This is a genomic window from Endozoicomonas sp. PH6C (assembly GCF_059322965.1).
On the sequence record NZ_CP185342.1, the window covers coordinates 7137151 to 7150156 of the forward strand.

General features: G+C 48.7%; 15 protein-coding genes and 1 pseudogene. 7 read left to right on the top strand and 9 right to left on the bottom strand.

The features are described from left to right. Nucleotides 1-223 precede the first annotated feature (223 nt). The gene (gene serB, locus ACOMG9_RS25540) at nt 224-1450 is read left to right on the top strand and encodes a phosphoserine phosphatase SerB (RefSeq protein WP_448215227.1); all 1227 of its coding nucleotides are present in this window, start codon (nt 224-226) and stop codon (nt 1448-1450) included. Between the two features lie 40 nt (nt 1451-1490). Here serB and ACOMG9_RS25545 read toward each other — a convergent pair whose 3' ends face one another. From ACOMG9_RS25545 to ACOMG9_RS25565, 5 genes are all read right to left on the bottom strand, one after another. Then, nucleotides 1491-2093: a hypothetical protein gene (locus ACOMG9_RS25545; RefSeq protein ID WP_448215228.1), complete on the bottom strand. Its 603-nt coding sequence runs from the start codon at nt 2091-2093 to the stop codon at nt 1491-1493. 38 nt (nt 2094-2131) lie between these two features. Next, complete coding sequence (locus ACOMG9_RS25550) at nt 2132-3061, bottom strand: nucleotidyl transferase AbiEii/AbiGii toxin family protein (RefSeq protein WP_448215229.1); 930 nt, start codon at nt 3059-3061, stop codon at nt 2132-2134. After that, the gene (gene abiEi / locus ACOMG9_RS25555) at nt 3045-3587 is read right to left on the bottom strand and encodes a type IV toxin-antitoxin system AbiEi family antitoxin (RefSeq protein WP_448215230.1); all 543 of its coding nucleotides are present in this window, start codon (nt 3585-3587) and stop codon (nt 3045-3047) included. The genes ACOMG9_RS25550 and abiEi overlap by 17 nt, the downstream gene beginning before the upstream one ends. Before the next feature lie 245 nt (nt 3588-3832). Continuing rightward, nucleotides 3833-4927 carry a hypothetical protein gene (locus ACOMG9_RS25560; protein ID WP_448215231.1) on the bottom strand — a complete coding sequence of 365 codons (1095 nt, stop codon included), beginning with the start codon at nt 4925-4927 and terminating at the stop codon, nt 3833-3835. Between the two features lie 14 nt (nt 4928-4941). Next, on the bottom strand, nt 4942-5721 hold the full coding sequence (locus ACOMG9_RS25565) for a hypothetical protein (RefSeq protein ID WP_448215232.1): 780 nt from the start codon (nt 5719-5721) through the stop codon (nt 4942-4944). A 239-nt stretch (nt 5722-5960) separates the two neighbouring features. Between ACOMG9_RS25565 and ACOMG9_RS25570 the strand changes: the two genes are divergently transcribed. From ACOMG9_RS25570 to ACOMG9_RS25580, 3 genes and pseudogenes are all read left to right on the top strand, one after another. Beyond that, nucleotides 5961-6188 carry a hypothetical protein gene (locus ACOMG9_RS25570; protein ID WP_448215233.1) on the top strand — a complete coding sequence of 76 codons (228 nt, stop codon included), beginning with the start codon at nt 5961-5963 and terminating at the stop codon, nt 6186-6188. A 534-nt stretch (nt 6189-6722) separates the two neighbouring features. Further along, nucleotides 6723-6878, top strand: coding sequence for a hypothetical protein (locus ACOMG9_RS25575; RefSeq protein WP_448215234.1), 156 nt, complete (start codon nt 6723-6725; stop codon nt 6876-6878). After that, nucleotides 6875-7036: pseudogene (locus ACOMG9_RS25580) on the top strand (DarT ssDNA thymidine ADP-ribosyltransferase family protein); the annotation flags it as partial. The gene ACOMG9_RS25575 and the pseudogene ACOMG9_RS25580, both read left to right, overlap by 4 nt. A gap of 11 nt (nt 7037-7047) precedes the next feature. Here ACOMG9_RS25580 and ACOMG9_RS25585 read toward each other — a convergent pair. Together ACOMG9_RS25585 and ACOMG9_RS25590 are read right to left on the bottom strand one after the other, a co-directional pair. Continuing rightward, on the bottom strand, nt 7048-7188 hold the full coding sequence (locus ACOMG9_RS25585; RefSeq protein ID WP_448215235.1) for a type II toxin-antitoxin system VapB family antitoxin: 141 nt from the start codon (nt 7186-7188) through the stop codon (nt 7048-7050). Nucleotides 7189-7278: 90 nt separating this feature from the next. After that, nucleotides 7279-7488, bottom strand: a complete 210-nt coding sequence (locus tag ACOMG9_RS25590; protein ID WP_448215236.1) for a hypothetical protein — start codon at nt 7486-7488, stop codon at nt 7279-7281. Between the two features lie 44 nt (nt 7489-7532). On the opposite strand from ACOMG9_RS25590, the gene ACOMG9_RS25595 reads away from it, so the two are divergent. Further along, complete coding sequence (locus tag ACOMG9_RS25595) at nt 7533-7811, top strand: type II toxin-antitoxin system RelE/ParE family toxin (RefSeq protein ID WP_448215237.1); 279 nt, start codon at nt 7533-7535, stop codon at nt 7809-7811. Next, a complete protein-coding gene (locus tag ACOMG9_RS25600; protein WP_448215238.1) occupies nt 7811-8101 on the top strand; it encodes a HigA family addiction module antitoxin in 291 nt (96 codons plus the stop codon). The genes ACOMG9_RS25595 and ACOMG9_RS25600 overlap by 1 nt, the downstream gene beginning before the upstream one ends. Before the next feature lie 116 nt (nt 8102-8217). Here ACOMG9_RS25600 and ACOMG9_RS25605 read toward each other — a convergent pair whose 3' ends face one another. Further along, entirely contained in the window at nt 8218-10233 is a 2016-nt protein-coding gene (locus ACOMG9_RS25605) for an EAL domain-containing response regulator (protein ID WP_448215239.1), read from the bottom strand. A gap of 168 nt (nt 10234-10401) precedes the next feature. Between ACOMG9_RS25605 and gmk the strand changes: the two genes are divergently transcribed. Continuing rightward, nucleotides 10402-11019, top strand: coding sequence for a guanylate kinase (gene gmk / locus ACOMG9_RS25610; protein WP_422136272.1), 618 nt, complete (start codon nt 10402-10404; stop codon nt 11017-11019). A 59-nt stretch (nt 11020-11078) separates the two neighbouring features. Here gmk and ACOMG9_RS25615 read toward each other — a convergent pair whose 3' ends face one another. Further along, entirely contained in the window at nt 11079-12875 is a 1797-nt protein-coding gene (locus ACOMG9_RS25615; RefSeq protein WP_494529606.1) for an aminopeptidase P family protein, read from the bottom strand. Nucleotides 12876-13006 lie beyond the last annotated feature (131 nt).

A 13006-nucleotide genomic window follows, 5' to 3' on the forward strand; every position in this document is an offset into this window, starting at 1 on the left:
TTCCCAGATTTTTCTGACTCATAAAGTGTTTTATTTGAGCTGTCCATGACGTGATTCCCCCTTTTAACCAGATCAGAATATAGGACAAAAAGCGTCAGGGCTCCTCACTGCCTGACGGCAATGAGCTCTATGAGTTACAATGCACTACCTAACCGCCATGAGCGATAGAAAAAGGCCGGTTACCGCCGTTTTTCATTCAAAACGATAAGAAGTCAGGTGAACTGTGAGAGAGATTCTGCTGATCAACGTGACAGGGCAAGATAAACCCGGTCTGATGGCCACCATAACGACCATCATGGCTACCTGTGCTTATCAGAACAGGGGGCTGGAAATGCTTGATACTCGCCAGTCAATTATCCGTGACACCCTGACCGGGGGGGCTCTTTCATGGCAGATCATCCTTCGATTGCCAGAAGGTTTGGAAGCCTCTCCCGTGGTGAAAGATCTGCGTTTTCACTTTGATGAGCTTGAACTTGAGTTTAATTATCAGACCCTTTCTGATGAAGACTATGAACAGTGGGTATCCGGTCAGGGCAACAATCGTTACATCCTGACCCTGCTTTCCAGAAATATAACGGCAGAACAAATCGCCGGTGTTGCCAATATCACGGCTGAACATGGGCTGAATATCGATCAGATTACCCGACTGTCTGGCCGTTGTCTGGAGTTCTCGGTCGGGGGTGTTTCTCCCGATCTGGATAAATTGAGAGCGGACTTTTTACACATCTCCCCGGAGATGGATATGGATGTGGCCTTTCAGGAAGACGACATCTATCGTCAAAATCGCAGACTGGCGGTGTTTGATATGGACTCTACCCTGATTGAAGCCGAGGTTATTGATCGGCTGGCTGAAGCGGCGGGTGTGGGTGACAGGGTGGCAGAAATCACTGAAAGGGCCATGCAGGGCGAACTGGATTTTAATGAGAGTTTCCGCGAGAGACTGGCCATGCTGAAAGGTCTGGATGAGTCGGTTCTGGCAGGCATAGCCGAAAAGCTTCCTATAACAGAAGGGGCTGAGAAGCTGTTTCAGAGCCTGAATGCCCTGGGCTATAAAACAGCCATTCTGTCTGGTGGTTTTACTTACTTTGCTCGCTTCCTTCAGGAGCGATTAGGGGTCGACTATATCTTTGCCAATGAACTGGAAATAGTTGATGGCAAAGTGACTGGTGCAGTCAAAGGTGAAATCGTTAATGGCGAGCGCAAGGCGACCCTGCTCCAACAGATCGCCCGGAGAGAGGGGATTTCTCTGGAGCAAACCATTGCCGTAGGCGATGGAGCTAACGACCTGCCCATGCTGGGAGTGGCCGGGCTGGGTGTTGCGTTCAGGGCCAAGCCCCTGGTCAGACAGAGCGCCAGACAGTCTGTCTCAATATTGGGTCTGGATAGCATACTTTACCTGTTAGGCTTCGGTGACAAAGGCCTGCAAATGTTGAGTCAGGATAACAGCTAAGCGAGGTTCTGGCGTTCAATGATCAGAAGACAGTTTTTATTTATTCAAGTAATGAACCCTGAACCGTCTCACTGCACTGATCAGCCCTCTCACCATCAATCAACAGTTCCCCTTCCTGGTCACCCTGCCCATCCAGAACCCGGTAGAGTAGTGAATAAGCGACCCGCCACCGCCCTTCTGCTACCCTCAGGGTGACCGATTTAGTATTCAGACGGAGGACATGCCCAAAATGTTCCTCTCCCCGCTTATCTTTAAAACCCAGCAGATCTCCAACAGCAATGGCATGGCGACTCAGCCCCTGCCGGGTTTCATGATTAACACGGGCATCGGCTCCTTCAAGATTGAGCATGTAGTAAGGCACTGACCAGCGTTTACCATCAGTAAAATCCAGTACCAGTGCCCGCTTTTGCCTAAGCTGCAAGACCTCACAGTCACGAAGCGAATTGCTATTGCTGTCAAAATAGCTCAGCTTCTGTCCTATGGTCAGCGTCGCCTTGATCCGCCCTATGCGCTCTGACGACTCCAGCTCCAGGTCGATCATGGCGTTAAGCCGGAACAGATCGAAGGTGCTGGCTCGGTTCAGAGCCTCCAGCAATTGAGCATAATCCATAGACGGCTTGACTGGTGGGTTAGTGTTATGCATATGTCATCATTACTCCAGAAAAAAACATTCGACCGTCATCACATTCTGAACTCGGGAGGCTTACTTTTACCATAAAGCGCTCCCTTCAATCCGCTAAACAGTTGGTTCAACGTCCCTGATAAATAGCTTGAAAATTTTTCCTTACCCAGTGTGCGTTCATAGACGTCAGAAGGTATAAATCGCCGCATTTCCGTTTTCATACGATCATCGGATACCATCTCAGGGATATTCCGAATCAATTGATCCAGCCGTTGTTCAAAAGAACCAAAGTCATCAAGCCGGTAATCGTCCACTTTCTTTTTCACCAGCTCAACATTCATTTCGGCGCCACGTTGCAGAAGCCAGGGCAGATCCCATATATCACGGTAGCGAATGTATTTTTGTGTCGCAGGTAATGCAATCAGCTTGTCTGCAAGCACTTCGTCAAGGGTTTCAGTGAATACCAGTGTGTCTCCATAGCCATCGGGAAGAAACGGATAATTCACTCTCAGTGGCAATGCTTTTTTGGTGTATGCAGGCACGTTAGCGACCTCAATCTTGATTTTTTGCCGAGGAATATCTTTACGGCCTGGAGAAGTTGTTATTGAGATTTGCCATTTGTCAATGTTCATTTGTGCATAACAAGGCTCTTTTCTGAGTGTCGCCGGTTCTTTAACCGATACCACCAAACCATATCTGGCACCAATATAGTCCTCAATACACTTCTTTATATTGGCAAGAGACGCTGATGAAAAGTCCACTCCGCCGGCAAAGTTCAGATCCTCACTGAACCGGTTACCACCATGACACAAACGAAGCGACGTACCGCCCTGAAACACCAGATGATCCAACAGGCCTTCCTGATCAAGACAGAACAGAATGTCGTAATGAAGTAGCTCTTTCTCAACGACTGGTCGCATCAGGGCAAGGTTATTATTTTGCATAATCCGTTCAACCAGCTGTGAGAAATCTTCAGTGGTCATTTTCATAACTCTGTGCCTCCTTCACCAGATGAATATTCCTTCCTACACGTCTTAAATCTCGCATGGCCGCCTCAGGCGTGGCGATTTTTAACGGTCTGTCACGATCAACGGCACTGTCCAGAATATCGGCGACTGAACGGCGGGTGTGGGTAAATTCAAGAACCCCAAAAGGGGTTTTATACTCTCCCTTCCGCCCCGTAGTCATGATGGTCAGCCGATCGACTGGAATCTGGGAAATAGCACCATATTCCGATAGCGCGGATTCCAGACTGATGTAGTTGTACTCCCCCCTTCGCAAGGCTATGGCAATGCGCTCCAGAAGATCGCTGGCAGAGGTGCTTGACAGGGGGAGTGTATAAATTCCTTTCATCATCCGACGGAGAATATCTTTCTTAACCAGTCGGACCAGTCCAGCCTGTAATGCCCGCGGGGAATCTTCAATAAAGATTTTGCCCAAATCCCGGGTTGTAAAAACTGAATGTCCCATCCGGTCAAAAGCCGATAGCCGACGGATTGCTGTGGCCTGATCCATGGTCCCTCACTCCATTATATAGACGGTTTAACCACTTAAATGGTGTATATCTGTCTATATAATAGAGAAATTCACAACATGCAAACACTAACAACATCAAAAAATGGTGTTAGCGTCTACTTGTTTACTGGTGTTTTCTGTCGACTGTACATTTTTAAAGCAAACCGCACCTTTCAAAACCAATCAATGATTGCTGGGGCTCAGGGCAGTCTGTGATAACTAATTGATTAATAGGCAGCGGTCGTTTACCGGTGCCTTAACCCCAGCCAGTGGCTGGTTTTCTTGGCATAGCGTTGTTTTAGCTCTGCCAGCTTTTGATCATAGGCTGTTTGTCTGTCGAGCATTTTGGCCATGAGTTGAAGATCACCAAGCTCTGCAGACAGTTCAGAATACACCGTAGAAGAACCCCTTTTCTCAAGCAGTTCTTCCACCCGGCGCCAGCAGGCATCTTCATTGGCGGCTACGGTTGCGGCCTTTTCCTGTTGTTGCCGCAGCTTCTGTTCCATGGCCTTTTCATGGGCCTTTTTCCGCAACTCCCCGGCGGAAGCCAGCAGTTGGCCAACCGTGACCGAACTGCTGGAGGGCACCTCCTGAGCCTGATCAACCAGGGTGGCAAACTGTTCTCTTCGTACAGTACCGGTCTCGTCTAACAACAATGCCTTCAGCTGAGTTTTGGCCGTTTCTTCGGAAAGTAGCGCTACATATCGATCAACCAGTGCTTCCGGCTGAACACTGACATAATCCGGTTTGACCCGGGCCGACGCCACAACCCGCTGAGCATCCAGTTTCAGGAAATCGCACAACGCATTCTGGCTGGCAGAAAGATCATCAATGCCGGGTGGGATGGCGGGAGACAGGGAATCTTGCTCCAGCCAGTCCAACTGAGATAACCAGGACAGATACAGTGAACGGTAGTCACCGTGCATCAGCTCATTGCGAATGTTCAACAGGCTGCCCATCCAGCCATCACCTTCATCCCAATCGTCGTCGTAGCCTTCTTCATTTTCATAAGCAAACTCAATGATCCAGTGACCAGCCACCCCTGTGTAACTGCTGGTATCATTCACCAGATAACGAAGCAACAGAGACTCATCGATAAGATTTCGAGGCACCTTGATGGTAAAAACCTTGTAGTCAAAATTGGAAACATAAACATAAGCATCAAAGAATCTGCTCAGCAACTGCCTCGGGTCGGCTTTTAAATCACCGTAGTTGTAAGTGTTACAAAACCGGGTAGACGATATCTGTGCCCGGCTGGAAATCCCCCGGAGATAGCCCATCTCCTCTTTGGACAACTGTCGGTCAACGGCCACCAACTCATAATACTGGTACTCACTCATACTTTTTGTGCCTATTACACCTTCTTACGCCTACGTATCTCATCAAGGCTGACCACATTATCTGGTAAAGCCAATGATGCCTCCTGCCCGGTAAGAGTAGTTGCTTTAGCAGGAAAAGGGTTCGGAAAGTCCCCGAACGGCGTTTCCGGATATACCCACTCAGACAGACCTCTGGCAAATCGGAACAGCCAGTCATCCACCATCCTCGACATGGGAATAAACGACTCCATATGTTTCGCTCCGGGAAACGCCCTGGCTTTTTTGCGGACGCAGTTGATGCGCTGCATTCCCAACCCGATTTCTTCACTCTCCTTCAGTTGTTCCAACCCATAACGTTCATAGGACTGGTTCAGCCAATGCTCAGCATCCGTAACATGTCCATTGACGCTGAGGTCGGTATTTCTGACAAACCGGATGACCTTATCCCTATCCAGAAACTGGTCATACATGGTCTGAGCGTCATCTTCTGTGGTAGCGCCACTCTCTATGGTCATATGGATACACTCTCTCGCCCAGCGCCTGGTAAATCGCTCAGCAAAATCGTTTAAATCAGAAAACGTCGGGTTAGAAAACAGAATGGCATAGCGGCTGCGGGCTTCTACTGCAATAACATCCGTGTACTCCTTTCTATTCCGGTAGCCCTGAACCGCATGCACCTGCCAGGCAATGACATGATCGCCAGAAGCGATGGGCTGGGTCCCAATACGCTTTCCGTCCGGGCTGGGTAACCGATCCAGATCAGCCTTCATGTACTTGCAAAAGGCATTGGTAGCAGAAATTAATACTTCAAGCATTGACGGTATCTCTTGATTGTTCTCTTGCAGGATGGCTTGTTGGCTGAAATGCCTACCAGCTCAATAAACTGCCATCCCGTAAAACAACCGAAAAAACCGAACCAGCTTTAGTTGTCGGTTTTTTCGGGTGCTATCTCTCCAATAACGTTAACAGGCACTCTGTAATAAAAAATCAGCTTATACCAGCCCAAAAGCACTACAAGTTCAACCCAACAAAGAAAGGGCAGCAGAACCTAAGCATGTGCTACTCATTAATGCCGACCGGTAATACCGTGAAGGCAAAGCCCAGAACCATCTGCGCCCGGAAGATATTGATAATTTACCGAATTAAAAGTCGCCAGATTCGTCACCATGCTGATGGAGGCTTCTGCGTGAGTCCGGTCGTTATAGGCTGGCCGAAGCCTTTGAAGTCAGAAGCCTGGCCCGACAATGCGGGAGCTGTCACGCAGGCCAATAAGCCCGGATAAGCACTCTGGTAAATGCACAACTCCCTATTTACGAGTTGCGAATGTTTTTGATGGCTTTATTGACTACTCAGATGATATGGAAATGGATTTCATACCGAAATAAAGAAAAGTATTTTCCGTGAGAGACAAGGATATTTTATCGAATGATGGACAAAGCCCTGAACTAGTTGGAAGATCATCATTATATAGAGGGGAAGACGATATTTACTGCTTTCAGAACACCCTCATCAGATTTAGGTATACTGTGAACCACCACCCGGAGTTTTACGAGCATTTATTCAAGTTATATTTGGATACAGGCAGGTTCATTCAAGTTGCAAAACAAACAACCTCTGTTGCGCACCTTGGGGCCGATCGCTTTGCAGAAATGCAGTGCCCTTCAATCTCCTTCAGGGAGTAATAACAGATAGTTTAGAATTTAAGTTATGATGGAAGACACCCTGCTTAATAAACTTAAGCATCAAAAACTCGGCCTGATGCAAGACCTCCTTGCCGGTAAAGTCCTTGTTTCTGTTTAGGAACCTGAAGCTGTCAATGGTTAAAGGCTTTGACAAACTGAACCCGGAAAAAGCCCTGATCTGGCGTATTGTCCAACGCCATAACCTGCCTTGGATTCTGGATAATGGGCTGCACAGCGGCAATAGTGGGTTTCATTCACCACAATGGATCTCTATTGGCAACCCGGAATGACGGACAGATGTACCCGCTACGAAGTGCCTATCGCACCAGGTGGGGTTCTGAATGACTATGTACCGTTTTATTTCACTGCTCGTTCAGTCATGATGATGAATATCGTCACTGGGCGCGGCGTTAAACAACGTCAGCGGGAGGAGATAATTATTCTGGTGTCCAGTATGCATCAACTGCAAGGTAAGGGTTTACCGTTTGTTTTTACCAGTAGTTTCAAGCCTTGCTCCACCACTTCTTTTTTGGTTTCCAGTCCAGTAGCGTTCAATGCCTGTGCCATTAAGTCATCATCAATTACTATGTTCGAGCGCATGATTCACCAATGTGTATATTATTTGTATATTTACACATATTAGTGACGATAGAGTATTACAGCAAACACCTTGGCCTGAACCTCTCCTCCTTACAGGAATGCCCAACCTCTTTTTGTATACAGCTTATCCACAGTATGCCAGGCGTTGAAATCCTCTGTATAACCCAGCTGGAAACTCTGGCTCGGCGCAACGGCGGCAACATCCTTTGCTACTCTGTTCCAGTGTTTGAGGCAGATGCCCTTAGGCTGCTGTTCGATGGCAGCCCCAAGCGCCTGCTCATTGGTTTGGCTGACCATCATTATCTCTCAATTGGCACTGGAATCTTTGAGGTTACACTTTGGCTATGATAATCAGTTTTCTGTATAAGGGGTTGGAGCGGTTCTATCGTACCGGTAAAACCTCGGGAATACAGGCACAACATGCCAAAAAACTGGGGCGGATTCTCTTCTTGTTAAACCGGGCCACAACCCCATCCGACATGGATCTACCAGGGTTTCGGCTCCACCCTCAGAAAGGCGAGCGGCAGGGTGTCTGGTCAGTCACCGTTAGCGTTAACTGGCGCGTTACTTTCCGACTCACTGAATCAGGCATTGAAATTGTAAACTATGAGGATTACCACTGATGGGCATGCACAACCCACCGCACCCCGGTGAAATACTGGGAGAAGAAATTCTCAAGTCTTTGGGTGTCAGCATCACCAAAGCCGCAAAGCTGTTGAACGTCAGCCACAAAACCCTATCCAAGGTGGTTAATGGTCGAGGAGCCATCACCTCAGATATGGCGCTCCGGCTGGAAAAGGTATTTCATAACCCCTCTGCCTGGGTCTGGCTGGCGATGCAAAACGACTACGACCTGTGGCACCTGAAGCAGAAAGAGCTGGACGTTACCCCCTACCAGCCGGATGCTGCCTGATGCCCTGAGGCTACCTTGATTTTGCCAGTTACGGCGCTATTGATCAGGGTGGCTTTGAACTCTTTCAGACCAATTTGCTGCCGCCGCAGTAGGACAGTCTTAAGTCCGACAGGCTGCTAGCTGCCGAAGTCGTAGGTCATGGATTCAAGAGGCGGTTGCAGATAATGACCCTGCATATAATCAACACCCAGCTGCCAGATGCTGGTCAGTGTCTGGGCATTTTCTACCCCGGGCATGATAATGACTTTATTGAGGCTCTTGAGATTTTTCGTGGCTTTCCTGAGATGAGCATCGTCATTACGATCAAGCTTTTCCGTGAACAGATAATCCAGTTTCACAAACACCAGATCCAGGTGTTCCATGATTCTCATGGAGCGTGACTCGCCCGAGAACTGGGTCATGGCAAACTGACAGCCAACAGGCTGCAAACGTTCCGCCAAAGACTTAACCTGATTGAGATGCTGGTGAATCAGTCTTTCGGCCATTTGCAGGATAATCATATGGCCTGGAACATCTGCAGCTTGCAGTAGGCGAGACAGACGCTCAGTAAATTCTTCGTCATCCAGACTGGCCTGACTGATGTGAATCATCAGTCGAGTATCTTCACCGTTCCTGAGCTTTCTGGACAGCAGCTTCACGGACTGACGGATAACCCATCGGTCAATAAATGGCATCAGGTCACTGTCTTCTGCGGCATTGATAAACTCGCCGGCAGGGACTTCTCTGCCCTTCTGGTCAAGAAGACGCAACAGAACTTCATAATAGCCAGGACCATCTCCGGCTACGCTGATCACAGGTTGGAACAACAAACGAAAACTGTCGTTTTCAAGAGCCTGACGAATTATGGCAACGGTATCACCATTACAGGCTTTCTGATTATCGATAGCGCTTTGGGAAAAGAATTCGAGCTTATTACCTCCGCTGCTGGCTGCCAGATGACAGGCCAGACGGGCGCGCTCCAGCATGGCTTGTCCATCACATTCCTGACCACTCTCAGCCAGGCCAATACTGGCTGTGGTGAAGAGAGTTTGCTGCCCTGCAGAGATCAGTTCATTTTCCAGAGCCTTTCTTAAAGGCTCCAGATCGGTAATATTCTTTTCATGGACATTGATCAGGTATACTTCGTCACCATAGTGTGTGGCCGTGCTCTCGGGTACATGTTCGCAGAGAAGCCGACTGATTGTTTCCTGAACCGCTATGCTGCCGTCAATGCCTATATTTTCCCGAATCGAGTCATAGTTATCGAGCCTCAGATAAGCCAGGGTTTCCGGCTCCTGTTCAGAGTTGAGCACCGGGGTAAAGTGTTTTCGCGGAATCAGAATAGAATCGTCTTCCTGATGAACGACCGTCGTTGTTGCTGATGCGAGAGCACTGGCTTTGACTATGACCTGAATGCACGGCTCGTCATCAAACACTGCATCAGATAACAGGACTGTTGCCGAAAACGTCTGGTCTTCAGCATTTATTAGCTGGCACTCAACAGCGGGCTGTTCATCGCCCGGTTTGAAATGCTTGATCAGATTTTTAAACAGAGGCTGGTCTTGGGAAGCGATCATATCAATCAGAGGCATACCCGCGAGATCATCCGGGTCTTCATAACCAAACAGTTTGATGTAAGAAGGGTTGGTATCGATGTGCATGCCTTCGTGAACATAGGCAATGGCCTGTGAAGTATTGTCCATCAACAGTTGACAACGCTGCTTAAGGTCGTTCAGCTCTTTTTGCAGCTTTTGCAATTGTTGTCGGCGTTCCTGACTCGCTTTTTCTCTGAGAATGGCGTGCAACATGAGTTCTTCGTGACAGTGATGGATGGCATCACCTGCTCCTTTCTCCAGCCAGTGCTTAATCATGTCGGGTTTATTATCATGAACAGATACAATGACTGGAATATCGAGCTTTAATCTCCTGATGCTGGACAAAACCTGCTCGGCATTGAGCATGGGCGTTTCTTCAACCGTGAGCAATAAATCCCAAAGGCCAGTGTTCAGCGCCTCTTCAAGCTCATCCAGAGTTTCCAGATGTTGTACGCGGGCCGGAAGGCCGGAGTTGCGGAAAAGTTTAACCCAACGCTCTGCCTCGTTTCTGGAAGTCTCAAGCGTCAACAGGCGTACCGGCTGTTTGTTATTATTCATGGTGGCCTCGTTGCAACCCCTGCAAAAACTTATTCTACTAAAGAAGACTTATTAGCTTCTGTTAAACTGCATTCTAATCATTCTCCGCAATGTTCAAAAGACTTAGTGTGCATCGGAAGTGTTTCATTTAAATCCCCGGCAGTCTTACTGCTGTCGTTTGGAGATATCATGGTAAACAAAGGTAAACTCTATATCATCGCAGCCCCCTCGGGAGCCGGCAAGACCAGTCTGGTCAAGGCTATGGTTCAGTCGACTCCCCATGTGAAGGTATCGGTTTCCCACACAACCCGTCCGATTCGACCCGGCGAAACAGACGGAATGAACTATCACTTCACCAGCAAGGACGTTTTTCTGGAGCTGATGAACCAGGACCGGTTCCTGGAACACGCAGAAGTCTTCGGGAATTACTATGGCACCTCTGAAGCCTGGGTACGGGAACAGCTGGATACCGGCGAAGACGTTATTCTTGAAATTGACTGGCAGGGTGCCGAGCAGGTGCGCAAGCTGATGCCAGAAGCCGTCAGCATCTTTATTCTGCCTCCTTCCAAGGAAGCGCTTCGTGAGCGTTTGATCGGTCGAGGCACCGATGACTTAGAGGTGATTGAACGTCGTATGAATCAGGCTGTGAATGAGATGTCTCACTATGCAGAGTTTGATTACCTGGTTATCAATGATGAGTTTGATCTGGCTTTGCGTGACCTGCAAACGATCATCAGGAGCCGTCGCTTGTCTATTGGCTGGATGCAGCACTACAAGTCCGGCCTGATTGAGGGTTTGTTGAACTGAACAGTAAGGAATAAAACGACAGCCATCGGGCTGCCGTTTTATTCTATAGTTGCCTCTGATCAGACTGATTCCGTGGCGTTGGTCAGCCACTTCAGATCTTCCCCTTCCAAAAGTGGAGACAGTTCACGCCTCACTCTGGCGTGATAGTTGTTCAGCCACTCAATCTCCCCATTGTTGAGCGTATCGAGCAACAGTGGACGGGTATCAATCGGTGCCAGAGTCAGGTCTGTCAGTTTGTAGAAATCGCCGAATTCGGTTTTGATATCTTCTTCAACCAGCATGATATTTTCGATCCGGATACCGTGCTTGCCATTACGATACATACCTGGCTCATTGGTAATCAGCATACCCGGCTTCAGAGCCACATCCAGGAAGTATTGGCTGACACTGTGCGGGCCTTCATGAACATTCAGGAAATATCCTACACCATGACCGGTACCGTGATTGTAATTCTGACCTTCAGCCCATGCCGGTTGCCTTGCCAGCATGTCCAGCTGGATGCCACGGGTACCTCGCAGGAAACGTGCCCGTGCCAGGTTAATATGACACCTGAGCACCAGAGTGTAGTCTTTCTTCTCCTCTTCGGTCATTTCACCGCAGGCAAAGGTGCGGGTAATGTCTGTGGTGCCATCCGGGTATTGGCCTCCCGAATCAACCAGCAGAAGCCCCTTTGGCTGAACTGTAAGGCAGGTGTCTTTTTCAGCCCGATAGTGAATGACCGCACCATTAGGCCCATATCCGGCAATGGTCGAAAAGCTTGGTCCCTTAAATTCAGGAGCCATTGCCCGAAATGCCTGAAGGTTTTCATCCAGGGTAACTTCGGTCAGGGTTCCCGTGGAAATCTGGCCTTCAAGCCAGCGCATAAAGCGCACCATGGCGACACCATCACGACGATGGCAGTCATTCATGCGTTTGATTTCAACGGGATTCTTAATCGCTTTGAGGTTTCTGGCCGGGCTGGTGGTCTCAATAACATCGACGCTGTCTGCAATAGCCTCAAACAGCGACTGAGAGGTAGTCGCGGGATCAATCAACAGTGCAACATTGTCGAGTGACAACAGACTGTCTGCAATCGCTGAATAAGCTCTCAACTCTACAGATGAGGCTTTCAGTGCTCCCAGAGCGTTTTTATCTATACGACTCTCGTCAATAAAGAGCTGTGCCGAGTTTTTGGTAATATGAGCATAAGCAAGAAAAACCGGGTTGCATTCAACGTCAGAACCACGCAGGTTGAACAGCCAGGCGATGTCGTCCAGGGCTGTGAGCAGAACATGATCGGCTCCGGCTGCTGTCATTTCTTTCCGTACTTCAGCCAGCTTTTCTTCACGAGTTTTTCCTGCCATCTCATTGCTGTGGAGGAAAACGGACTCAGCAGGCATGGCTGGGCGGTCTTTCCAGATATCACTCAGCAGGTCAAGATCGGTTTTAAGGGAGAGGCTTTTGCCATCAAACGACCCTTTGAGATTTCTGACGAACCTGAGGCTGACAACCTTGCCATCAAAGCCAACGACCTGACCTTCTTCAAGGTTATCTGCTATCCATCTGTTGATTGGCGGCACATCAGTCTGCCCCTGTTTCATCAGTTCAATGCCGCTGCCCGCCAGTTGTTCTTCAGCCTGAAGGAAATAACGGCCATCGGTCCATAAGGCCGCCCGCTCCTGAAGTACCACAAGGGTACCTGCTGAGCCATCAAACCCGGACAGCCAGGCACGACCATTCCAGCGATCGGCCACGTATTCGCTCTGGTGTGGATCGGAGCTTGGAATAATCCACGCGTGAATGTTCTGGCTTTTCATTACTGATTGCAATGCTGCCAGCTTTTCCGGAGTCGTCAGCTGATTAACCGTGATTGTCATAAGTTTTGTTCTGATTTGTTGGTGGCAAAATAATAATGTCAGGTGACGGCGATACTATATAAATAACTGCATAACTACCTTTAAGGGAAGTCCGAAAGGTAGAAAATCTCTACTTCTTTAGCCTTTGTCAT